Source organism: Actinomadura miaoliensis, assembly GCF_039536785.1.
Lineage (GTDB): Bacteria > Actinomycetota > Actinomycetes > Streptosporangiales > Streptosporangiaceae > Spirillospora > Spirillospora miaoliensis.
In genome coordinates, this window is the sequence record NZ_BAAAZG010000026.1 from 36,410 (window position 1) to 59,166 (window position 22,757).

General features: G+C 72.4%; 20 protein-coding genes. 13 read left to right on the forward strand and 7 right to left on the reverse strand.

Features of this window, described 5'->3' with window-relative positions:
- Positions 1-283: 283 nt before the first annotated feature.
- The 6 genes from hflX to holA all read left to right on the forward strand — a co-directional run bounded on the left by hflX (position 284) and on the right by holA (position 9,594).
- On the forward strand, positions 284-1,723 hold the full coding sequence (gene hflX / locus ABD811_RS20605) for a GTPase HflX (protein ID WP_425549441.1): 1,440 nt from the start codon (positions 284-286) through the stop codon (positions 1,721-1,723).
- A gap of 733 nt (positions 1,724-2,456) precedes the next feature.
- Entirely contained in the window at positions 2,457-3,668 is a 1,212-nt protein-coding gene (gene hutI / locus ABD811_RS20610; protein WP_344949968.1) for an imidazolonepropionase, read from the forward strand.
- A 144-nt stretch (positions 3,669-3,812) separates the two neighbouring features.
- Positions 3,813-4,658, forward strand: coding sequence for a DegV family protein (locus tag ABD811_RS20615; protein WP_344949971.1), 846 nt, complete (start codon positions 3,813-3,815; stop codon positions 4,656-4,658).
- Positions 4,659-5,099: 441 nt separating this feature from the next.
- Positions 5,100-5,741, forward strand: a complete 642-nt coding sequence (locus ABD811_RS20620) for a helix-hairpin-helix domain-containing protein (protein ID WP_344949974.1) — start codon at positions 5,100-5,102, stop codon at positions 5,739-5,741.
- Positions 5,738-8,116 (forward strand): ComEC/Rec2 family competence protein, encoded by a 2,379-nt coding sequence (locus ABD811_RS20625; protein ID WP_344949977.1) that lies wholly within the window; start codon positions 5,738-5,740, stop codon positions 8,114-8,116. The genes ABD811_RS20620 and ABD811_RS20625 overlap by 4 nt, the downstream gene beginning before the upstream one ends.
- 518 nt (positions 8,117-8,634) lie before the next feature.
- Positions 8,635-9,594: a DNA polymerase III subunit delta gene (holA, locus tag ABD811_RS20630; RefSeq protein ID WP_344949980.1), complete on the forward strand. Its 960-nt coding sequence runs from the start codon at positions 8,635-8,637 to the stop codon at positions 9,592-9,594.
- 24 nt (positions 9,595-9,618) lie between these two features.
- On the opposite strand, the gene ABD811_RS20635 is transcribed toward holA, so the two are convergent.
- Positions 9,619-10,167: an RNA 2'-phosphotransferase gene (locus tag ABD811_RS20635; protein WP_344949983.1), complete on the reverse strand. Its 549-nt coding sequence runs from the start codon at positions 10,165-10,167 to the stop codon at positions 9,619-9,621.
- 66 nt (positions 10,168-10,233) lie between these two features.
- Positions 10,234-10,506: a 30S ribosomal protein S20 gene (rpsT, locus tag ABD811_RS20640; RefSeq protein WP_344949987.1), complete on the reverse strand. Its 273-nt coding sequence runs from the start codon at positions 10,504-10,506 to the stop codon at positions 10,234-10,236.
- 260 nt (positions 10,507-10,766) lie between these two features.
- On the opposite strand from rpsT, the gene lepA reads away from it, so the two are divergent.
- Both lepA and ABD811_RS20650 read left to right on the forward strand, forming a co-directional pair.
- Positions 10,767-12,605 carry a translation elongation factor 4 gene (gene lepA, locus ABD811_RS20645; RefSeq protein ID WP_344949991.1) on the forward strand — a complete coding sequence of 613 codons (1,839 nt, stop codon included), beginning with the start codon at positions 10,767-10,769 and terminating at the stop codon, positions 12,603-12,605.
- Between the two features lie 862 nt (positions 12,606-13,467).
- Positions 13,468-14,220: a Uma2 family endonuclease gene (locus ABD811_RS20650; protein ID WP_344950173.1), complete on the forward strand. Its 753-nt coding sequence runs from the start codon at positions 13,468-13,470 to the stop codon at positions 14,218-14,220.
- A gap of 62 nt (positions 14,221-14,282) precedes the next feature.
- On the opposite strand, the gene ABD811_RS20655 is transcribed toward ABD811_RS20650, so the two are convergent.
- Positions 14,283-14,702, reverse strand: a complete 420-nt coding sequence (locus ABD811_RS20655) for a DUF4870 domain-containing protein (protein ID WP_344949994.1) — start codon at positions 14,700-14,702, stop codon at positions 14,283-14,285.
- Positions 14,703-14,830: 128 nt separating this feature from the next.
- A complete protein-coding gene (locus ABD811_RS20660; RefSeq protein WP_344949997.1) occupies positions 14,831-15,433 on the reverse strand; it encodes a CGNR zinc finger domain-containing protein in 603 nt (200 codons plus the stop codon).
- Positions 15,434-15,500: 67 nt separating this feature from the next.
- On the opposite strand from ABD811_RS20660, the gene ABD811_RS20665 reads away from it, so the two are divergent.
- Positions 15,501-15,890: a RidA family protein gene (locus ABD811_RS20665; RefSeq protein WP_344949999.1), complete on the forward strand. Its 390-nt coding sequence runs from the start codon at positions 15,501-15,503 to the stop codon at positions 15,888-15,890.
- A 91-nt stretch (positions 15,891-15,981) separates the two neighbouring features.
- On the opposite strand, the gene ABD811_RS20670 is transcribed toward ABD811_RS20665, so the two are convergent.
- Positions 15,982-16,851, reverse strand: a complete 870-nt coding sequence (locus ABD811_RS20670) for a hypothetical protein (protein WP_344950002.1) — start codon at positions 16,849-16,851, stop codon at positions 15,982-15,984.
- A 195-nt stretch (positions 16,852-17,046) separates the two neighbouring features.
- On the opposite strand from ABD811_RS20670, the gene ABD811_RS20675 reads away from it, so the two are divergent.
- The gene (locus ABD811_RS20675; protein ID WP_344950005.1) at positions 17,047-17,487 is read left to right on the forward strand and encodes an antitoxin YezG family protein; all 441 of its coding nucleotides are present in this window, start codon (positions 17,047-17,049) and stop codon (positions 17,485-17,487) included.
- Between the two features lie 47 nt (positions 17,488-17,534).
- Positions 17,535-18,743 (forward strand): radical SAM family heme chaperone HemW, encoded by a 1,209-nt coding sequence (hemW, locus tag ABD811_RS20680; protein WP_344950008.1) that lies wholly within the window; start codon positions 17,535-17,537, stop codon positions 18,741-18,743.
- An 85-nt stretch (positions 18,744-18,828) separates the two neighbouring features.
- On the opposite strand, the gene ABD811_RS20685 is transcribed toward hemW, so the two are convergent.
- Both ABD811_RS20685 and ABD811_RS20690 read right to left on the reverse strand, forming a co-directional pair.
- The gene (locus ABD811_RS20685) at positions 18,829-19,422 is read right to left on the reverse strand and encodes a DUF4870 domain-containing protein (protein ID WP_344950011.1); all 594 of its coding nucleotides are present in this window, start codon (positions 19,420-19,422) and stop codon (positions 18,829-18,831) included.
- 114 nt (positions 19,423-19,536) lie between these two features.
- Positions 19,537-20,373: a DUF3097 domain-containing protein gene (locus tag ABD811_RS20690; protein ID WP_344950014.1), complete on the reverse strand. Its 837-nt coding sequence runs from the start codon at positions 20,371-20,373 to the stop codon at positions 19,537-19,539.
- Positions 20,374-20,581: 208 nt separating this feature from the next.
- Here ABD811_RS20690 and hrcA point away from each other — a divergent pair, with 208 nt between their 5' ends.
- Both hrcA and dnaJ read left to right on the forward strand, forming a co-directional pair.
- Positions 20,582-21,598, forward strand: coding sequence for a heat-inducible transcriptional repressor HrcA (gene hrcA / locus ABD811_RS20695; RefSeq protein WP_344950017.1), 1,017 nt, complete (start codon positions 20,582-20,584; stop codon positions 21,596-21,598).
- Complete coding sequence (gene dnaJ, locus ABD811_RS20700) at positions 21,599-22,735, forward strand: molecular chaperone DnaJ (protein ID WP_344950022.1); 1,137 nt, start codon at positions 21,599-21,601, stop codon at positions 22,733-22,735.
- Positions 22,736-22,757 lie beyond the last annotated feature (22 nt).

Consider the following 22,757-nt stretch of genomic DNA (forward strand, 5'->3'; position numbering starts at 1 on the left):
GAAAGTTACTCGTCCGTTCAGGCGGCGGTCAAAGGGGGCCGGCCGACGCGCCGCGGTCGACACGCCCCTACCCGCTCCGTGCCGTCACCACCATCGGTCATCTCCCCGTCGCGCGGCGTGAGAACGCCGGCCGCGAACGTCCGGCTACGTCCGGCCGCGGCCGGGTATGGCCTCGTCAGGTGGGGATACCTGTGACGTGGGGATAATCGAATGACCCGGCGACCGCACCGTGAGACGATCGCCGGGAAGACACAGCCGCTCAGCGGCGTTCTACAGAGGACTTATGACTCAACTCTTCTCTGAAGACCACGAGCCCCGGATTCCGGACGCGCTCCGCGACGAGCCGATGACCGGGGAACTCGATCTGGAGGACCGCCGCGCGCTGCGCCGCGTGGCGGGCCTGTCCACCGAACTCACCGACGTCACCGAGGTCGAGTACCGCGCCCTGCGGCTCGAACGCGTCGTGCTCATCGGCGTGTGGACCGACGGCACCGCCGAGGCGGCCGACAACTCGCTGCGCGAGCTGGCGCTGCTGGCCGAGACCGCCGGATCACAGGTGCTGGAGGGCATGATCCAGCGGCGCAGCCGACCCGACCCGGCGACCTACATCGGCGCGGGCAAGGCCGCCGAACTGCGCGACGTGGTGGCCGCCACCGGCGCCGACACCGTGATCTGCGACGGCGAGCTGTCGCCGAGCCAGCTGCGGCACCTGGAGGAGACCGTCCAGGTCAAGGTCATCGACCGGACCGCGCTGATCCTGGACATCTTCGCCCAGCACGCCCGCAGCCGCGAGGGCAAGGCGCAGGTCGAGCTGGCCCAGCTGGACTACCTGCTGCCGCGCCTGCGCGGCTGGGGCGGCAACCTGTCCCGGCAGGTCGGCGGCCGCGCCGCCGGCGGCGTGGGCATCGGCGGCCGCGGCCCCGGCGAGACCAAGATCGAGCTGGACCGGCGCCGCATCCGCGCCCGCATGGCCAAGCTGCGCCGCCAGATCGCCGACATGGCCAAGGCCCGCGACACCAAGCGCGGCGAGCGGCGCCGCAACGAGGTGCCCGCCGTGGCGATCGCCGGCTACACCAACGCGGGCAAGTCGTCGCTGCTCAACCGGCTCACCGGCGCCGGGGTGCTGGTGGAGAACGCGCTGTTCGCCACCCTGGACCCCACGGTCCGGCGCGCGCAGACGCCCGGCGGCCGCGCCTACACGCTGGCCGACACGGTCGGGTTCGTCCGGCACCTGCCGCACCAGCTGGTCGAGGCGTTCCGCTCCACCCTGGAGGAGGTCGCCGACGCCGACCTGATCCTGCACGTGGTGGACGGCTCCGACGCCGACCCCGAGGCCCAGATCGACGCGGTCCGCGAGGTCCTGCGCGAGATCGGCGCCGAGGGCATCCCGGAACTCGTCGTGATCAACAAGGCGGACGCCGCCGACGAGCTCACGCTGGCCCGGCTGCAACGCCGGGAACCGCACAGCGTGGTCGTCTCGGCCCGCACCGGCGCCGGGATCGCCGAGCTGCGCGCGGCCATCGAGGCCGACCTGCCCGGCCTGGAGCGCGAACTGCGGGTCCTGGTGCCGTACGACCGCGGCGACCTGGTCGCCCAGGTCCACAGCCGCGGCGAGGTGCTCAAGCTGGAGCACCTGGCCGAGGGCACCGCCCTGCACGCCCGCGTCCCGGACGACCTGGCCGGCGAACTGGAGCGCTTCGAGGACCTGGCTCCCACCCCCTGACCCGGCCGCCCTGAATCGGCCGCGCCGGGGGACGCGCGGAGTGACGTGGCGGACTGCCCGAACGCGCGGGACGGCGTCCCGCCCTCGGGGATGCGGGCGGCCTCGGGCCGCCCGCACCGTCGCGCAGCCCGTCAGTCGGTGCTCGGGGCGTCTCGGTGCCCGAGATTTCCCACAAAGGCGGTGGATTCCGGGGGAGATGCGGTACCGTTGCGGGGATGGTGGGCGTTTTGAGCGCCCTTCCGAAATCCGCCTTCGGGGCCGACCGAATGTGGTCTCTGTGGTCGCCGAACGGTGACAGCTTCTCCATTCCGCTTGACGGTTCCGCCGTAACCCGTACGGTCGTATGACTAGGGGCGGGTGAGGCGTCGATGCGGTGCGGACAGGTATTGCATGGTTTATCGGGTGGTATGCGAGTTTTGTCCGGTTATCGGACCTCGGTGAACCGTCCGCGCGCACGTCTCGCACCATCCCCAGCCCGCCGCCACCTTCGGGGAACCTCGGTCGAGACGCCCGCGTTGACGAGCCAGAGGTTGTCGGCCGGGCCGTCAGTGCACTACCGTGACGAAACCGATATCTACGGTCTCGTTGCTCATGGCGATCGCAGGATCGCCCAACCCTCCAGCGGTGAGTCGCCGGCACCCAGTCGGCGTTTCGGATCGAGAGCAGGTGGCCCTCTTCATGGCGTCCCGTTCAGCGCCGAACGGCGCGATGTCCCATCCGGGTCGGTGACCCGATGACGGTACGGCTGTTGACGAACATCGGCAGGCTCTGGACGGGCACCGACGTCTGCAGCAACGCCGCCGTTCTCATCCACGACGACCGGATCGTGTGGGCAGGCCCGGCGGCCGACCTGCCGCAGAGCGTGCCCGGCGTCATCGACGACATCGTCGACGTCGACCACGTGGAGAACCTCGGCGGCGGCCTGGTCACGCCCGGGCTGATCGACGCCCACTCGCACCCCGTCTACGCGGGCAACCGCTGGGCCGAGCTGGCCATGCGCACCAGCGGCTCGTCCCACTCGGCGATCGCCGCGGCGGGCGGCGGGGTCAACTCCACGGTCACCGTGACCCGCGGCACCGACCCCTGGACGCTGTGCAACGGCGTCCGCGAGCGGCTGCGCCAGTGGATCCTCGCGGGCACCACCACGGTCGAGGCCAAGACCGGCTACCACCTCACCCGCGACGGCGAGCTCGCCGACATCCGCATGCTGCGCTCGCTGGAGGGCGAGCCCGCCATGCCGCGCATCCACGCCACCTTCCTGGCCGCGCACATCCTGCCGCCGGAGTTCTTCGGCCGCCGCCGCGACTACATCGAGGCCATCCGCCTGTGGGCCGCCGACGCCGCCGCGGCGGGCGCCGACAGCATCGACGTGTACTGCGACGAAGGTCACTTCACCGCCGAGGAGGCCCGCGCCCTGCTGCTCACCGGCAAGCGCGCCGGGCTCAAGGCCCGCATGCACGCCTGCGCCAACGAGCGCGTCGGCGCCGCGCAGGTCGCCGCCGAGGTCGGCTGCGCCTCCGCCGACCTGCTCACCCACGCCAACGAGGACGACATCAAGGCCCTGGCGCACGCCGGGGTCACCGCCACCGTCTGCCCGGGCAGCGCGCTCAACAGCTCGCGTCCCCCGGCGCCGGTGCGCGCCATGCTCGACCGCGGCGTCACCGTCGCCCTCGGCACCGACCACCCCGGCCAGTGCGGCATCACCTCGATGCCGCTGGTCATCGGCCTGGCCGTGGCGATGTACGGGCTCAGCGTCACCGAGGCCCTGCGCGCCGCCACCCTCGGCGGCGCGGCCGCGCTGCGCGTCGGCGACCGCGGCTCCCTGGCCCCGGGCATGCTGGCCGACATCGTCCTGTGGGACGCCGACCACGAGGGCGCGTTCGCCTGGGCGTTCGGCCTGCGTGCCCTGCGCGTGTGGAGGGGCGGCGTCCCCGTCCAGTCCTGAGCGACGCCCCGCGTCCGGCCGCGTCGGCCGCATAGCCGCGCGGCCCGGGCGTTCACCGGCCTCGTCCACGGGTAGGGAGCGACGGACACGACACCGTTACAGGCGGACACCTTCGCGTTACACCCCGAGGAGTAGCCTCGCCCCATGGCCAGCGCGGTTGCGGTCGTCACGGACTCCACTGCCTACCTTCCCCCGGGCCTCGCCGAACGCCACGGGATCACCGTCGTGCCGCTGCAGATCGTCATCGGCGGCACGGTACGGGACGAGGGGCAGATCACCAGCGCCGAGGCGGCGCGGGCCCTCAAGGAGTGGCATCCCGTCACCACCTCCCGCCCGTCGCCCGAACGTTTCGCGCACGCGTTCAAGGCCGCCGCGGGCGGCGGTGCGCGCGCCGTCGTCTCGGTCCACCTGTCCGCGGCCATGTCCGGCACCGTGGAGGCCGCCAGGCTCGCCGCCGAGGACGCCCCCGTGCCCGTCCGCGTCGTCGACACCGGCGCCATCGGCCTCGGCCTGGGCTTCGCCGCCCTGTCGGCGGCCGCGGCCGCCCTGCGCGGCGCCGACGCCGACGAGGTCGCGGCAGCCGCCGAACACCGCGCCCGCCTGTCCCGTTCCCTGTTCTACGTCGACACCCTCGAACACCTGCGCCGCGGCGGCCGCATCGGCGCCGCCGCCACGCTGCTCGGCTCGGCCCTCATGATGAAACCGCTGCTGAGCATCGTCGACGGCCGCATCGCCCCGCTGGAGAAGGTCCGCACCTCGTCCCGGGCGATCGCCCGGATGGAGGAACTCGCCGCCGACCTCGCCGGCGACCGCCCCGTCGACCTCGGCATCCAGCACCTGGGCGCCGCCCCGCGAGCCGAGACCCTCGCCTCCCGCCTGCGCGACCGCATTCCCCAGGTCAAGGACGTCTACGTCGGCGAGGTCGGCCCCGTCATCGGCGCCCACGCCGGTCCCGGCATGCTCGGCGTCGTCGTGGCCCCGCACCTCTGAGCCGAGTTATCCACAATCTCCGCGAGGTCTGTGGCGCCCCGTCTCCGCCGCCTAACGTCGAGCCTCGTGAGAAACCTCCCGGCCCCACCATCGGCCTACCTGCGCTCCACTCCCACCCACCCCCACCCGCCACCGGCGGTTGCCCGAAGAGCCGTCCAGCGCCCGTACGCCGACGCCCGGCACTCCACCGCGCGGTCGGTGCGCGGCGGGCGGGGCGATGGTGGCGGTGTCCGGGCGGTGAAGCGTCGGGCGGGTGGTGGGGAGTCTGGGCGTGTGGTGGTGGGAGGGGATGCCGGGCCGGTGCGGGGGGACGAGCCTGTAGACGGACGGACCGAGGCGCGTGGCTTCAGGATGCTGGGGGCGGCGCGTCCAGAGCCCGGATCGGGACCACCTCGCCCACCGGATGACAAGACCGCGGGGAGGCGCGGCCGGGTCGCCGACGTGCTGGGCCGGCTGGATCCCGGGGCCGGAGGTGTACGGGCGCTCGTCCTCGTGGCCCTGGTCGCGGCGCTGGTGGCCGCCGGTTACCTCTGGATGGCGCGGCCGCGTCCCGTCGCGGAGGCCGGCGGACGGCCGGCACTGGTCGCGGGCTCGTCGGCGCCCGCCGCGCCCGCCCCCACAGCCGCCGGCGGACAGGGCGCGCCGGTCATGGTGCACGTGTACGGCAAGGTCAGGCGGCCCGGTGTGGTCACCCTGCCCGGCGGGTCGCGGGTGGCGGACGCCATCAAGGCGGCCGGGGGAGTGCGGCCGGGAGCCGGTACGGGAGCGCTCAACCTCGCCCGCAAGGTGGTGGACGGCGAGCAGATCGCGGTCGGTGTGCGGGCGCCGTCCGCCGCCCCCACACCGGCCGCGACGCCCGGCGGGGCGGCCGGGGCGTCCGCCGTCGGCGGCGCGCAACTCGACCTCAACACGGCCAGCGTCGACCAGCTCGACCAGCTCCCCGGGGTCGGGCCCGTGCTCGCCCAGCGCATCGTGGACTACCGCACCCAGCACGGCGCGTTCCGCTCCGTGGAGCAGCTCCAGGAGGTCTCGGGCATCGGCGAGCGGCGGTTCGCCGACCTCAAGAGGCTGGTGCGCGTGTGAAGGACCATGACCTGCGGCTGGTCGCCCCGGCCGTGGCCGCCTGGCTCGCCGCGGCGGTCGCGATCGGCACGGGACGGGCCGTCGCGTACGGCATCGCCGGCGCCGCCGTGGCCGCGGTCGTGCTCGTCGGCCGCCGCCGGGGCGATGCGCGCCGCTGGTGCACGCTGGCGTTGACGTGCGCCGCGGCGTCGGCCGCCGGGGTGGGGCTCCGTGCCACGGCCGTCGAGTCCGGCCCGGTGCGCGACCTCGCCGAGGCGGGCGGCCGCGCGGCGGTCGAGGCGGTGGTGACCGCGGATCCACAGCCGGTGGCCGGGCGGCGGTTCGCCCTGATACGGATGCGGGCCGAGACCGTTGACGCCCGCGGGCGCAAGACCAGGGTGCGCGTCCCGATCCTGGCGGTCGCCGCCGATCGACGCTGGATCGGTCTGCTGCCCAGCCAGCGGGTGCGCTTCACCGGCCGGTTCGCTCCGCCGAGGCGGGCCGAGCTGCTCGCCGCCGTGGTCGTGGTGCGCGGCCCGCCGACCGTGCTGAGTCCCGCCTCGACCGTCCAGCGGGCCGCCGAGCACGTGCGCGCGAGGTTGCGCCTGGCCGTGGCCCGGCTGCCGCCCGACCAACGCGGCGTCCTGCCCGGCATGGTCGTGGGTGACACCTCCCGGCTCGACCCTCGGCTCGCCGAGGACTTCCGGACCGCCGGGCTCACCCACCTGCTCGTGGTGTCCGGGGCGAACCTGGCGATCGTCATCGGCGCGGTCCTGGGCCTGTGCCGTCTGGCCGGGCTGGGACGGCGGCGAGCGCCATTCATCGCCGCACTGGCCGTACCGGTGTTCGTGGTGGTCGCCCGTCCGGAGCCCAGCGTGCTGCGGGCGACCGTCATGGGGCTGATCGGCCTGTTGGCGATGTTCACCGGACGGCGACGGCAAGGGCTGCCCGCACTGTGCGCCGCGGTCCTGCTGCTGGTGCTGATCGACCCGACGCTCGCCCGCTCGTACGGGTTCGCGCTGTCCGTGCTCGCCACCGCCGGCCTGCTCGTCCTCGCGCCGCCGTGGCGGGAACGGCTGCGGCGCCGGGTGCCGGGGCCGCTGGCAGACGCCTTGGCCGTCGCGGCGGCCGCGCAGATCGCCGTCGCCCCCGTCCTGGTGATGCTGTCCGGAGAGGTGGGCGTGGTCGCCGTCCTGGCGAACCTGCTCGCCGCCCCGGCCGTGCCGCCCGCCACGCTCCTCGGCGCCGCCGCCACTCTGATCGCGCTGGTCTGGCCCGAAGCGGCCCAGGTCGTGGTGTGGCCCGCCGGGCTGGCGGTCGGCTGGATCGTGTGGGTGGCCCGGACGGCGGCCGACCTCCCGTACGCCACCATCCCCTGGCGTGGCGGCGGACTCGGCGCGCTGGCGCTGCTCGCCGCCGGCGGCTGCGCCGTGCTGACCCTGCGGTACCGCCGTGTCCGGCTCGTCGTCGTGGCGGCCATGGCGGGCACGCTCGTCGCGGTCGCCGGCCTGCGGATCCTGTCTCCGGGCTGGCCGCCGCCGGGCTGGATGATGGTCGCCTGCGACGTCGGCCAGGGCGACGCCGTCGTGCTGTCGACCGCGCCCGGACGGGCCGTCGTGGTCGACACCGGCCCGGAACCCCGTCCGGTGGACGCCTGCCTCGACCGTCTCGGCATACGCGAGGTTCCCCTGCTCGTCCTCACCCACCCACACGCCGATCACGTCGACGGAATCGCCGGTGTCCGCGACGGACGCGGCCTGCACACGGTGCTGACCACACCCCTCGGCACCGCCAAGGAGGCCCTTCCAGCCCTCGTTCCAGCCGGCCCGCCCGCCCGCACACCGGTCGGTGGCCCGGCGGAGGGTGAAGGGGCCCAGTGCGCCACAACCGATGGCGCCCGGCCTTCCTCAGGGCAGTCGCGATGTGGGACGGTGGCGCGTCCGGCGGTGGCCGGGCAGCGTTGGCAGATCGACGAACTGACCTTGTCGATCTTGGGGCCCGCGGGAACCGGGCCTCGGCTGACCCCCGATGACGATGGGACGGCCATCAACAACGCGAGCGTTGTGCTCGTGGCCCAGCGGCCGGGATTCAGCGCCCTCCTCGCCGGCGACGTCGAACCCGAGGCGCAGCGCGTCCTGCAGGGTGTCGTGCCGCCGGTGCAGGTGCTGAAGGTGCCACATCATGGGTCCCGTAAGCAGGAGCCGGCGTTCTTCGCCGCGACACACGCGGCGATCTCCATCATCTCGGTCGGACGGGACAACGACTACGGCCACCCGTCCACCGCCACCATGGACATGCTGCGCCGTCTCGGCATGCGCATCCACCGCACTGACCAGGAAGGAGACATCGCCGTCGTCCGCACCGCCGCGGGCCTGGCCGTCGTCACCCGCCACTGACACCCCGGCAGCACTCAGGGCAAGTCCGCCCCGCCGCGCCCCACCGCGTCGCAGAAGACGGTCGTTCCTGCGCTGCCCGGCAGGCTGGACGCCTGCACATCCCCGGCATGCCACCGCCGCGCGTGTCTGTCGCATGGGCTTGGTGGCTGTCACCTGTTGCCGATGGGCCGGTTGCGAAGTGAGGAGTTCGCTTTTGTCCCGATCGTTCAGGCGGGATGGGGCGTAATGCGATGGGTTGGAGGCTGTTGTGCGTGGCGGGCGGTCGCTCTCGTGTCTGTTTCAGTAGGTGGTCGATCGCTTGCTGTTGCCGGTTGGTTGCGCTGTGGGTGTAGTCACCCCGCTTGCCCGTCGACCGTGCCGACGGGGACAGCTGTTGCTGCTTGTGCGGCGTGATTGGGGCGGAGCGCTGGCGTGTCTGTCGCGGGGGTTGGTTTTTGTGTGGGTTTGGGGGGCGGTGTTTGGCGGTGGGGTTGTGAGGGGTGGCTTGGGGACGGGGTGGGGCGTGGCATGCTGCTGGGGTGTCGGGTGAAGCCCTGAATCTGATCGTCGGAGACGAAGAGCTGCTCGTGGAGCGGGCGGTCGGTGAGATCGTGGCGGAGGCGCGCGCCGCCGATCCGGAGCTCGAGGTGATCGACCTGGTGCCGGGCGGCCTGGAGCCGGGGCGGCTGGCGGAGCTGACCTCGCCGTCGCTGTTCGGCGGCGGCAAGGTGCTGGTGCTGCGCGCCGCACAGGACCTGGGCAAGGACCTGACCGCCGAAGTCCTCGCCTACGCCAAGCGGCCCGCCGAGGACGTCGTCCTGGTGGTCGTCCACCATGGCGGGGCCAAGGGCAAGGCGCTGGTGGACGGGCTCACCAAGCTCAAGGCCCGCAAGATCGCCCGGCCGAAGCTCACCAAGATGGGGGACCGGGTCGCGTTCGTCCGCGAGGAGATCCGCCGGTCGGGCGGCAAGGTGTCGCAGGACGCGGCGCGGTCGCTCATCGACGCCGTCGGCAACGACCTGCGGGAACTGGCCGCGGCGTGCAGTCAGCTCGTCGCCGACACCGGCGGCAGGGTGGACGACGCGGCCGTCGCGCGCTACTACCGGGGCCGCGCCGAGGTCAGCGGGTTCACCGTCGCCGACAAGGCGATCGAGGGGCAGCTCGCCGACGCGCTGGAGCAGCTGCGGTGGGCGCTGGCCACCGGCGTCGCGCCGGTGCTGATCGTCAGCGCGCTGGCGCAGGGCGTGCGGGGGCTGGCCAAGGTCGGCGGAGCGCCCCGGGGCGCGCGGGGAGCGGCGCTGGCCAAGGAACTCGGCATGCCCCCGTGGAAGATCGAACGCGTGCAGCGGCAGCTGCGCGGCTGGTCCGGCAACGGTGTCGCGCGGGCGCTCAGCGTGGTCGCCGAGGCGGACGCGCAGGTCAAGGGCGGCGCCGCCGATCCCGCCTACGCGCTGGAGAAGGCGGTGGGGGCGATCGTCGCCGCACGCGCGATGCGCTGACCCGCCGCCCGCCCGGTGGCCGAGTCAGTCGCGGAAGTGCAGGTACCGGGGCGGGACGCTCTCGACCAGCCAGACGTCGTTGGGGGTCACGCGGAACTCGTGGCCGTCGGCGGCCATGCGGCCGGAGTCCACGGTGAGGACCACGGGGCGGCCGCGGCGGGAGCCGACGCGCTCGGCGGTCTCGCGGTCGGGGGACAGGTGGACGGCGTGGCGGTTCATGCGGCGCAGGCCGTCGCGGCGGATGGCGGCCACGAAACGGGACGTGGTGCCGTGGTACAGGTACGGTGGCGGGGGCGTGACGGGCAGGTCGAGATCGACGTCGACCGAGTGGCCCTGGTTGGCGCGGATACGGCGCCCGGTTGCGTCCAGTGCGTAGCGCCGCTTGTCGTTGGCGGCCACCACGTGGTCGAGCTCGTCGCGCGAGAAGGGGAAGCCGTGGCGGGCGGCGGCCGACAGCAGTTCGTCGACGTCCACCCAGCCGTGCGGGTCCAGGGTGATCCCGATGTCCTGGGGGCGGTGCCGCAGATGCCGGGCCAGGTACTTGGAGATCCTCACGGTGCGGCGTTCGTCCACGAGGGTCACAGTACGCCGGACGCCGCGGCCCCATCGGGCCGCGGCGTCACCGGACGAGCGCGGGTGTTACTCGGCGGCCTGCAGCGCGGCGGCCCGCTTGGCGATCGCCGACTTGCGGTTGGCGGCCTGGTTCTTGTGGATGACGCCCTTGCTGACGGCCTTGTCCAGCTTGCGGGCGGCGTGCCGCTGCAGCGCGACCGCCTGCTCGACGTCGCCCGCCTCGGCGGCCTCACGGAACTTGCGGATCGCCGTCTTCAGCTCCGACTTGACGGCCTTGTTGCGCAGACGGCGCTTCTCGTTCTGCTTGTTCCGCTTGATCTGGGACTTGATGTTAGCCACGTCGTAGTGCCTCAGCTTGGTTGCGATCCTTCGCCTGCCCACGTGAACGGACAGGCTCCGACGAAAGGGTTTGGACGGGGGCGACGGTGCCCCAGGGCACGACGCTACGCCACACGCAGTCGCACAGCCTATCAATCACCGCCGTCCCGCCAAAACCGAGCGGCGCCCCGTGCACCGAGCACGCCGCGCGGCATGGGACCATGGAATACGGCATGATCTGCCGCATCCATGTCCACCAGTGAGTTTGCGAACGGACGCCGGTGCCTGAGCCGAACAAGACCGATCCCGCGATCATCCGGAACTTCTGCATCATCGCGCACATCGACCACGGCAAGTCGACGCTCGCCGACCGCATGCTGCAGCTGACCGGCGTGGTCGAGGAGCGCCAGATGCGCGCCCAGTACCTGGACCGCATGGACATCGAGCGCGAGCGGGGCATCACGATCAAGAGCCAGGCGGTCCGGCTGCCGTGGACCGGGGCGGACGGCCGCGACTACGTGCTCAACCTCATCGACACGCCGGGGCACGTCGACTTCTCCTACGAGGTGTCCCGGTCGCTGGCGGCGTGCGAGGGCGCGGTGCTGCTGGTGGACGCGGCGCAGGGCATCGAGGCGCAGACGCTGGCCAACCTGTACCTGGCGCTGGAGGCCGACCTGCACCTGATCCCGGTGCTCAACAAGATCGACCTGCCCGCGGCGCAACCCGACAAGTACGCCGAGGAGCTGGCCGGGATCATCGGCTGCGACCCGTCCGAGGTGCTGCGGGTCAGCGGCAAGACCGGCGCGGGCGTGCCCGAGCTGCTCAACCGGATCGTCGAGACGGTCCCGGCGCCGGTCGGCGACGCCGACGGCCCGGCCCGGGCGCTGATCTTCGACTCGGTGTACGACACCTACCGCGGCGTGGTGACGTACGTGCGGATCATCGACGGGCACCTGTCGCGGCGCGAGAAGAGCCTGATGATGTCCACGGGCGCGGCGCACGAGACCCTCGAGGTCGGGGTGATCTCGCCCGAGCCCAAGCCGGTGGAGGGGCTGGGCGTCGGCGAGGTCGGCTACCTGATCACCGGCGTGAAGGACGTCCGGCAGGCGCGGGTCGGCGACACCGTCACCGGGGCGTCCAAGCCGGCGCCCGAGCCGCTGGGCGGCTACCAGGACCCCAAGCCCATGGTGTTCTCCGGCCTGTATCCGGTCGACGGCGACCAGTACCCCGAGCTGCGCGACGCCCTGGACAAGCTGCGGCTCAACGACGCCGCGCTGATCTACGAGCCGGAGACCTCGGCCGCACTGGGCTTCGGCTTCCGCTGCGGCTTCCTCGGCCTGCTGCACATGGAGATCGTCCGGGAGCGGCTGGAACGCGAGTTCGACCTGTCGCTGATCGCCACCGCGCCCAACGTGGTCTACCGGGTGCTGATGGAGGACGGCTCCGAGCACGTGGTCACCAACCCCAGCGAGTTCCCCGAGGGCAAGATCGGCGCCGTGTACGAGCCGGTGGTGCGGGCGACGATCCTGTCCCCGAGCGACCACATCGGCGCGATCATGGAGCTGTGCCAGGGCCGGCGCGGCCTCCTGCAGGGCATGGACTACCTGTCGGAGAACCGGGTCGAGATCCGCTACACGCTGCCCCTCGCCGAGATCATCTTCGACTTCTTCGACCAGCTGAAGTCGCGCACCCGCGGCTACGCCTCGCTGGACTACGAGCCCAGCGGCGAGCAGGAATCCGACCTGGTCAAGGTGGACATCCTGCTGCAGGGCGAGTCGGTGGACGCCTTCAGCCAGATCGTGCACCGCGACAAGGCCCGCGAATACGGTCTGATGATGACCGGCAAGCTCAAGGAGCTCATTCCGCGGCAGCAGTTCGAGGTGCCCATCCAGGCCGCGATCGGCGCCCGCATCATCGCCCGCGAGAACATCCGCGCCATCCGCAAGGACGTGCTCGCCAAGTGCTACGGCGGCGACATCTCCCGTAAGCGCAAGCTGCTGGAGAGGCAGAAGGAAGGCAAAAAGCGGATGAAGACGATCGGCCGTGTCGACGTCCCGCAGGAGGCCTTCGTCGCCGCCCTGTCCACGGGCGAGTCGTCGCAGGACAAGGGCAAGAAGTAACGCCCCACGCCTGAGGCGCCCCCCGGACGTGACGGGCCGTGATGCCCCCGCGTCCGAGAACGCCCAAGCCCCAGAGGCCGGCAAGCCCCTTGTGTCGGCATGCCCGCAAGCCGGCATGCCTGCGGCGGTGTCGTGCCCATAAGACCGCCGTCTCCGCAGTGGCGTCGCCCCCATGAAGCCGCTGTGGCCGCAGCCGGTGCGGTTCCCGCGAAGCCGTGGCAGGCGGCATGTGCGTGGAGCTGATGTTTCTGCGTTGGGGTCGTGCCGTGTGGCCGTGGTAGGGGTCATGCCGTTGAGGCTGTGGCAGGTGCCCTGCGGGTGAAGTGTGCCTGCGGTCGCCTGCCGGGCCTTGAGGCGCTGTGGTCGTGGGGGCCTGTTTGGGAGGCCGGCGGCAGGTGGCATGTGGGTGGGGTTGGTGTTTCTGTGTTGGGGTCGTGCCGTGTGGCTGTGGTAGGGGTCGTGCCGTTGAGGCTGTGGCAGGTGCCCTGCGGGTGAAGTGTGCCTGCGGTCGCCTGCCGGTGCTTGAGGTGCTGTGGTCGTGGGGCGTGTTTGGGAGGCCGCGGTAGGCGCATGTGGGTGGGGTTGGTGTTTTTGTGTTGGGCGCGTGCCGTGTGGCCGTGGTAGTGGGAGGCGCCCTGTGGGTGACGTGTGTCTGTGGTGGTCTGTTGGGCCCTGAGGCGCTGTGGTCGTGGGGGCGTGTCTGGGAGGACGGCGGCAGGCGCATGTGCGTGGATTGGGGTGTGCCTGCGGTGGGGGTGGGGTCGTGAATGCCGCTGTTCTCTCGGGCAAGGTCGACCGGAGGTAGGGCGTTGCTGTGGAAATGGCAAAGCGGTGGTGACGGAGTGTTCACGCGGGAACACTGATTGTCGTGACCCATACGTTGTTGCATCAGGTTCTGGTCTCCGACCTGGTGGTGCCGATCGGGCTCGCGGAGACCGAGGACCAGGAGTCGCTCACGGGGTTCGGTGCCCGGCTGGCGGACGACACCTGGCTGCGGTCGGACCTGATGGTCTTCCGCAAGGAGCAGGCCAGGGACGATCTGTGGTACATCGACGGCGGGCCGCTGCTGGCCGTCGAGGTCACCTCGGACGCCTCGCGCGAGGCCGACCTCGGCCGGAAGAAGGAGATGTACGAGCGGTTCGGGGTGCCGTCGTACTGGGTGGTCGACCTCAAGGGCGACGAGCCCGAGGTCGAGGTGTTCGAACTCGGGTGTGACGGCCGCTACGTCGAGGCGGCCCGCGTGACCTGGGGCCGCTCCCGCACGCTGACCCGGCCGTTCCCGATCGAACTCGCCCCCGATGCCATCTTCGACCGGCCGCCGTGCCGGTCCGCTGCGAGGAGGACAGTCGCCGTGCCCGACCAGACGCACCGCACCGGCCCGGATCTGCCGCACTGTGAGGACCCCATCCTCATCGACGCCTTCGGGCACCGCTGGCCCACGGGCGCCGAGAAGGTGGAGCTGTGGGACGGCTGCCCGGTGTTCTACGGGGAGTGGGACGAACGCGACGTCGAGATCGCCGAACGCGCCTATCCGGGACGCGTCGTCCGCCTGGACCAGCCGCCCGGCGAGCCCGGCACCATGACCGTCCTGCCCGGCCCCGGCACCGCGACGTGACGAACGGGCGCCCGCGGCCGCACCAGGGCGCCGGCCGCGGGCGACGGGCTACTTGAGACGGGCTACTTGAACAGCGGCCAGGCGATGAAGGGCGGCACGCGGCGGAACTCGCCGCGGTTGGCGGCGCGCGCCGCGTACACCAGGAAGACGAAGGTGACGGCGGTGAACGCCAGCGGCAGCCAGATCATCACCTCGGCCAGCAGCGACAGCAGCCCCCCGACGAGCCACATGGCGACCGCCGCGACGGCCATGTTGAGCCCCTGCGCGGCGTGCCACCGGACGAACGGCGAGCGGCCCCTGCCGACGTAGACGACCAGCGGCGCGATCACGCTGACCACGAACTGGCCCACGTAGGCCATCAGCGCCCACGTCGTGTCGTCGTGGCCGGAGGGGCCCTGCGGAAGGCCGCGGTGGCCCGGCGTCGCGGCGGGCGGGATGGGCTGGTGGCCGTAGCCGGGGGACGGCGGAGGCCCGTAGGCCATGGCGGGAGTCCTCTCCGAATGGCTGTTGGCGAACGGTATGACTCCTTTGACGCTCCGAAACCCCGCTCGGTTCACCGCCCGCCGCGGCGGCTCGCGGTAGCCGGAGCAGACCGGCAGTTGGGTCCGCGTCACGGCTCCGCCGCTCGCCGGGCGCGCAGAGCCCGCAGCTTGTGGCGGTTGCCGCAGCGCTCCATCGAGCACCAGCGGCGCGCGCCGGGACGGGACGTGTCGACGAACAGCAGCGGACAGTTGTCACCGGCGCATTCGCGGATGCGTTCGGCCAGCGGCCCGGACAGCAGTTCGATCATCTCCCTGGCCAGGGTCGACAGCGCCTGCGTCGCCCGTACCGGCGCCGCCCACCCCGCCGTGGTGCCGTCGGCCGCGAGTTCGGGGGCCAGCGGCGCCTCCGCCGCGGCCCGGTTGATGGTCGCCACCGCTCGGGCGGGTATCGGCCGGCGCGCCGCCCGGGCATGGGCCGCGTCCCAGACCGCCTGGCGCAGGACCTTGGCCGCGGTCAGCTCGCCGGCCGTCACGGGAACCGTCATGACCGCGGACAGCGGCGGCTCGGCCAGCCATCGGGCCAGGTCGGCGGGCTGGTGGAGGGTCTCGAACACCGCGTAGCGGCCCTCGCCGCCGGTGTGGGCGAAGTCCAGGCAGACCGCGCCGGCGTCGAAGCGGAACGACCCTCCCTTGGGGTCGTGCAGGACCCGTCCGGTTGTGCTCGCACGCATGAAACCACTATAACTGGTGTCGCGCGACACCACTATTACCGGTGTCATCGTCAGAGGAGGGCGACACATGGGCGTACGTCACATCAACCCCGAGGGGCTGCATCGCAGCCGGGCCTTCAGCCAGGCCGTCGTGGTCGAGCAGCCGACGAAGACGATCTACATCGGCGGGCAGAACGGCGTCGACGCCGACGGCAGGGTCGTCGGCCCCACGGTCGCGGAACAGGCCCTGCAGGCGCTCCGCAACCTTCGCACCATCCTGGAGAGCGAGGGGGCGAGCCTGGCCGATATCGTGCACTGGACCATCGCCGTGGTGGACGGCCACAGCTTCGACGAGGGCGTGGCCGCCTTCCAGCAGATGTGGGACCCGGCCGACCCGCCGCCGGCCATCACCGTCCACGTCGTCGCCGGCCTGGCCCCCGGGCGCCTGGTCGAGATCGACGCCGTCGCCGTCGTGTGACACCCCGCCGCCCGGACCGGCGCGCTCGGCAGCCCCCGCCGCCGATTCCTACCGCCGTCACCGCCGGCCACCCTGGCCGCGACCGGCCGGCTCAGTGGTGGTCGCCGCCGGCGAGCGGGTCGCGAAGGGCGGCGGCGGTGAACCGTTCGGCCGTCCCCTCGGGCGGGTAGAGCGTCAGGCCCAGCGCAGGCAGGACGTGCAGGCCGCTCCTGGCCACCACCTCGTGGCCGAGGTCGCGGAACAGCGTCACGACGTCGCGTGCGGGTTCGTCCAGCAGGTCGATGCCGTCGAGACGGACGCGCAGCTCGGGGTTGCCGCCCCAGCCCGGGCGGCGCTCGCCGTGGATCTCGCCGATCCGCTCCACGCCGTCGTGGCCGCGCCTGGTCGACAGCGAGAGGCTTCCTCGGCCCACCCGCACGGTGCGCGTGCCGTCCCAGCCGCACACGAACGAGGCGACCGGCGAAGGGGTGCGGCAGCGTTCGGCCACGGCGGTCAGCGTGGTCCAGGCGTCCTGCGCGAGGGTGGTGAACAGCAGGCTGGCCCCCGGCAGCAGGGCGCCGCGTCCCGGCTCCAGCGTGACCACGAACGGCGGCACCCGGCCGGGGAACCGCGCGGGGTCGGGTTCGCGCAGCGTGACCAGGCCCTCCCAGGCGACCGGCTCGTCCACCGCGAACCAGGTGACCTCGGCCTCGACGCCCAGCTCGGCGAACGTGCGGTCGGTCAGCGTCTCGTCGACGCGGCGGCGCAACGCCGCCGCCGTCTCGGCCAGCCGGCGCGCCCACCACGCGGGTTCGGGGTCGTCGCGGCCGTTCTCGCTCCACAGGACACCCGGGCCGCCCAGGTCGGCGTGCTGTTCCGCCCCGTCCTTGTCGACGACCACCGAGCGCCATCCAGCGGGCTCCCCGTGCAGCAGCACCCGTACCGGCACCCGGCCGTACCCCGTCGCCCCCTGGTTCCGCACGTGGCCGACTCTATCCACGCTGATCACCACCCCGACCCCCACATGCGCAGAATCCCCCCAAGGTGTCCCGGACGGCGCCCGTGCCCATGCGGCCGATGGGCGACACGGTGGTGATTCCAGGGCGGGCAGTGGCGGGTCGGTAGGGTCGAGGGGATCGGCCGCTGGGCGGCGTGGGACGACAAGGGAGGTTGTGCCGTGACCCACTCCGAGCAGGTGAGGTTGTCTCCGGAGGAGCGGGAAACGGTGAACGGGGCGGTGCGGGCGTTGCGGTCGGCGGCCCCCGACGGGTGGGAGCACATGGAGTTCGTGTTCCGCGCCACCGTCAGCATCGACAGTTCGGCCCTGCAGGTCGTCGACGCGGACGGCAACATCCGGCCCACCACGGTGCCCGGGCAGGCCAGCGACAAGATGGACGACCTGCGGCAGCTGATGTACCGCGAGGACAAGGGCGCGTGGTTCACCGCGCGCCTGCGGGTGGAACGGTCCGGGCGGTTCAGCGCCGAGTTCGACTACGACGGCGAACCCGACTTCAACCCGCCGCTGACCGCCGACACCTACGCGGTGGACCTGGAACACTTCCCCCGCTCGGAGGAGCACATGCCCGACTGGCTGCGTGCCAGGCTCGCTGGGCGGTGACCCCAGGGATGGTCTCGGCATGAGGCGAGGAGCGGCAGACTGGAGGGGTGCCCGCTACCTTGCCCGATGGTGACCCCGTACCCGCCGACGGCGCGCTTCCCGCGCGCGCCCTGGAAGGGCTGGGGACGCGGCCGTTCGCCTTCTACGTGCACGTGCCGTTCTGCGTGACGCGGTGCGGCTACTGCGACTTCAACACCTACACCGCCGGTGAACTCGGCCCGGGGGCGAGCCGTGACTCCTACGCGGACACGGCGATCGCCGAAATCCGGATGGCGCGCCGCGTGCTCGGCGACGCGGAACTGCCCGTGGCGACCGTCTTCGTGGGCGGGGGCACGCCGACGCTGCTGGCCCCGGACGACCTGGGCCGCGTTCTCGGTGCCATCGACGCCGAGTTCGGGCTGGCCCCTGACGCCGAGGTCACCACCGAGGCCAATCCCGAGTCGGTGGACGAGGCGTACCTGGGCAAGCTCCGCGAGGCCGGATTCACCCGCGTCTCCTATGGCATGCAGAGCGCGCGCGAGCACGTGCTGGCCGTGCTGGACCGCGCCCATACGCCCGGGCGCGTGCCCCAGGTGGTGGACTGGGCCCGCAGGGCGGGCTTCGAACACGTCAACCTGGACCTCATCTACGGCACGCCGGGGGAGAGCCACGACGACTGGCGGGCGTCTCTGGAAGCGGCGCTGGCCGCGGAGCCCGACCACGTCTCGGCCTACGCGCTCATCGTCGAGGAGGGCACCCGCCTGGCCGCGCAGGTGCGGCGCGGGCGGCTGGAGCAGCCGGACGACGACGCCATGGCCGACCGCTACCTCATCGCGGAGGAGACGCTGAGCGCGAACGGCCTGCGCTGGTACGAGATCTCCAACTGGGCGGCGACCTCCGAAGCCCGCTGCCGCCACAACATGCTCTACTGGACGGGCGCCGACTGGTGGGGCGTGGGCCCCGGCGCGCACAGTCACGTGGGCGGCACCCGCTGGTGGAACGTCAAGCACCCCGCCGCCTACGCGGCGCGGCTGGCCGAGGGCGTCACCCCCGCGCACGCACGCGAAGTCCTGGACGACACCGACCGGCGTATCGAGCGCGTCATGCTCGAGCTGCGGCTGGCCGACGGCTGTCCCGCCGAGCTCCTGGACGACGGGGCCGTCCGCCGCATGATCGACGACGGGCTGATCGAGCCGGAGCCCTACCGGCGCGGCCGCGCGGTGCTGACCCTGCGCGGCCGCCTGCTCGCCGACGCCGTCGTCCGCGACCTGACCTGACACGTCGACCGGCCCGACACGTCGACCGGCCCGACACGTCGACCGGCCTGACGTCGGCCCGGCCCGGCTCGGCGCGGCGTGCGCGTCAGCGGATCATGGGCCAGGCCATGAACGAGGGGAAGCGGTACCACTCGCCGCGGTTCCCGGCGACGGCCGCCATGATCAGCAGCACGATCTGCGCGATGAACTGCGCGAGGAACGTGAAGAACCCGATGATCAGGAACATCAGCACGATGTTGATGATCACGTAGACGGTCTGGGTGATCGCGAAGTTCAGGCCCTGGGCGCCGTGGTGCCGCAGGAAGGGCGACTCGTCCTTCTTGATCAGGTAGACCAGCAGCGGCGCGATGAAACCGAGGACGAGCTGGCCCAGATGGCCCAGCAGCGCCCACGTCCGCTCGTCCGAGGTCGTCTGCCCAGGGCCGTATCCGGGGGCGCCGTACGGCTGCATCTGGCCGCCGTAGGAGCCGTACCCGGGCGCCTGCCCGTACGCGTCGTATCCCGGCTGCCCGTACCCAGGCTGCCCGTACCCCGGGGCCTGGCCGTAGCCGGGCTGCTGTCCGTAGCCGGGGTCGTATCCGGGCTGGGACTGGCCGTAGCCCGGCTGCTGTCCGTAGCCCGGCTGCTGCCCGTGGTTGGGCGGGTCGTATCCCGGCTGGCCGGGGTGCCCGTGCGTCATGGCCTGCTCCTCGTGGTCGCCTGCGGTGAGGGCTGCGGGGCTGGGACAAGGAAGTGGGGACGAGGGATCGGGGGCAAGGACGCCTGGCAAGGCCGCGGAACGGCCTTTGAGGCGCTAGGGGGCCGTTACGAAGTCGATGATTTCTTCGACGCGCCCGAGCAGCTCAGGTTCCAGGTCCGTATAGGAGTTCACGGAACCGAGGATGCGCCGCCATCCCTCGCCCACGTCGTCCCCCCAACCCAGAGCAGCGAGCACGCCTTCCTTCCAAGGTACGCCGCGCGGGACGTTCGGCCAGGCCCTGATTCCCACGGCGCGGGGCTTGACGGCCTGCCAGATGTCGACGAACGGGTGGCCGGTCACCAGAACGTGGGGGGAGCGCACTCGCGCGGCGATCCGGCTCTCCTTGGAACCCTCCACCAGGTGGTCGACGAGCACGCCCAGGCGGCGTTCCGGGCCGGGCGCGAACTCCTCCACGATGGCGGGCAGGTCGTCCACGCCCTCCAGGTACTCCACGACCACGCCCTCCACCCGCAGGTCGTGGCCCCAGATCTTCTCCACCAGCTCGGCGTCGTGCACGCCCTCCACGTAGATGCGGCTCTCCTTGGCCACACGCGCGCGCAGGCCGCTCACCGCGATGGACCCGGAGGCGGAGCGCGCCGGGGCTCGCGGTCCCTGCGGGGCCTGGGCCGGCCTGACGAGCGTGACGGGCTTGCCGTCCAGCAGGAACCCCGCCTTGGCCAACGGGAACACCCGGCGCTTGCCGAACCGGTCCTCCAGCGTCACGCCGAACTTGTCGCAGCCGACCACGGCGCCGCAGAAGCCGCTGTCCGGGTCCTCCACCACCAGGTCGCGTTCGGCCGGGATCTCGGGGATCTGACCCTTGCGGGGCCGCCGCCAGTCGCCTGCCAGGACGTCGTTTCCGTAGTCCTTACTCCGCACGGATCCGCACATTAACCGCACTGCTCGCCCCGGCACCGTTCGCGCACGTCCTTCGGCGTGGCGCGCCCCCCGGGAGGCCGGGACCGGCCACGGGCACGGCCCTGGGGACGCCCCGGGGCTGCTTTCGGCCGCGCCAGGCACTCCAGCCGGTGCCCGCCGGGCCGTACACTTGGCACTCGGAAGTATGGAGTGCCAGTACGGGGGCAGGGGAGGTGACCACGTGCTCGACGACCGGAAGCTGGCGGTCCTGCGCGCCATTGTCGAGGACTACGTCTCCACCAACGAGCCGGTCGGGTCCAAGTCGCTGGCCGACCGGCACAACCTCGGAGTGTCCCCGGCGACGATCCGCAACGACATGGCCGTGCTGGAGGAGCAGGGGTACATCACCCAGCCCCACACCAGCGCGGGCCGGGTGCCCACCGACAAGGGCTACCGGCTGTTCGTCGACCGGCTGTCGACGATCAAGCCGCTGTCGTCGGCCGAGCGGCGCGCCATCGAGACGTTCCTCAGCGGCGCCTACGACCTCGACGACGTGGTGGGCCGGACGGTACGGCTGCTGGCCCAGCTGACCCGCCAGGTCGCCGTGGTGCAGTACCCGTCGCTGACCCGCTCGACGGTGCGGCACGTGGAACTGGTCCCGGTGGCCTCGCACCGGCTGCTGCTGGTCCTGATCACCAACACGGGCCGGGTCGAGCAGCGGGTCATCGAGACGCCGCGCGACGTCTCCGAGGACACCGTCGGGCACCTGCGGGCGTTGCTCAACACCTGCCTGGACGGCTGCGGGCTCGGCGAGGTGCCGAACGCCGTGGCCGACCTCCCGGAGAAGGTGGCGGTGGACGACCGGCCGGTCGCCGCGGCGGTACTGTCGGTGCTGCTGGAGACGCTGGTCGAGAAGCACGACGAGAAGATCGTGTTCGCCGGCGCCGCCAACCTGGCGGCCGTGGACTTCTCGCAGAGCCTGCGCGAGGTCCTGGAGGCCCTGGAGGAACAGGTGGTGCTGATGCGCCTGCTCGGCGAGGTCGGCGAGTCCTCGTCTTCTGTTACCGTGCGGATCGGCACGGAGAACCCCGACGAGGGGCTGCGCTTCACCTCGGTGGTCGCGGCCGACTACGGCGTCGGGGACAGGACCCTGGCTCGGCTCGGAGTGCTCGGGCCGACACGCATGGACTACCCCAGCACGATGGGAGCGGTACGGGCAGTGGCACGCTACGTTGGACAGATCCTGGCGGGGTCGTAAGTGGCCAACGACTACTACGCGACCCTGGGGGTCCGCCGCGACGCGAGCCCGGACGAGATCAAGAAGGCGTACCGGCGGCTCGCGCGCGAGCTGCATCCGGACGTCAACCCCGATCCGGAGACCCAGGAGCGGTTCAAGGAGATCACCCAGGCGTACGAGGTGCTCTCCGACCCCAAGAAGCGCGAGATGTACGACCTGGGCGTGGACCCGTTCGCGGCCGCGGGTTCGGGCGCGGGCGGGGCCGGGCCGTTCGGCGGCGCCGGCTTCCCGTTCAGCGACATCATGGACGCCTTCTTCGGCACGGCGACCTCGCGTGGCCCGCGCACCCGCGCCCGGCGCGGCCGCAACGCCACGCTGCGCGTCGAGCTGGACCTGGCCGAGACCGCCTTCGGCACCACGCGCGAGCTGACGATCGACACCGCCGTGGTGTGCACCACCTGCGAGGGCTCGGGCTGCGCGCCCGGCACCCACCCGGAGACCTGCGACACCTGCATGGGCCGCGGTGAGGTGCAGCAGGTGCAGCGCTCGTTCCTCGGCCAGGTGATGACCTCGCGGCCGTGCCCGCGCTGCGGCGGCTTCGGCAGCGTGATCCGCACCCCGTGCCCGGAGTGCTCGGGCGACGGCCGGGTCCGCACCCGCCGCACCGTCAAGGTCAAGATCCCGGCGGGCGTGGAGAACGGCATCCACATCCAGCTGGCCGGGGAGGGCGAGGTCGGCCCGGGCGGCGGCCCGCCCGGCGACCTGTTCCTGGAGATCGTCGAGAAGCCGCACCCGATCTTCGAGCGGGAGGGCGACGACCTGCACTGCACCGTGCAGATCCCGATGACCGCGGCGGCCCTCGGCACCAGCGTCACCATCGACACGCTGGACGGCGCCGAAGAGGTCGACATCAAGCCCGGCACGCAGTCCGGGCAGGTCATCACCCTGTACGGGCGGGGCGTGCGGCACCTGAACGAGAGCGGCCGCGGCGACCTGCTCATCCACGTCAACGTCGAGACTCCGTCCAAGCTCGACGACGAGCAGGAGGAGCTGCTGCGCCGCCTGGCCGAGCTGCGCGGCGAGGAGCGTCCGCCCGGCAAGTTCGCCCCCGGGCAGCGCAGCGTCTTCTCACGCCTGCGCGACGTGTTCAACCAGTAGGACGGAACCCCGCCCAACGGGA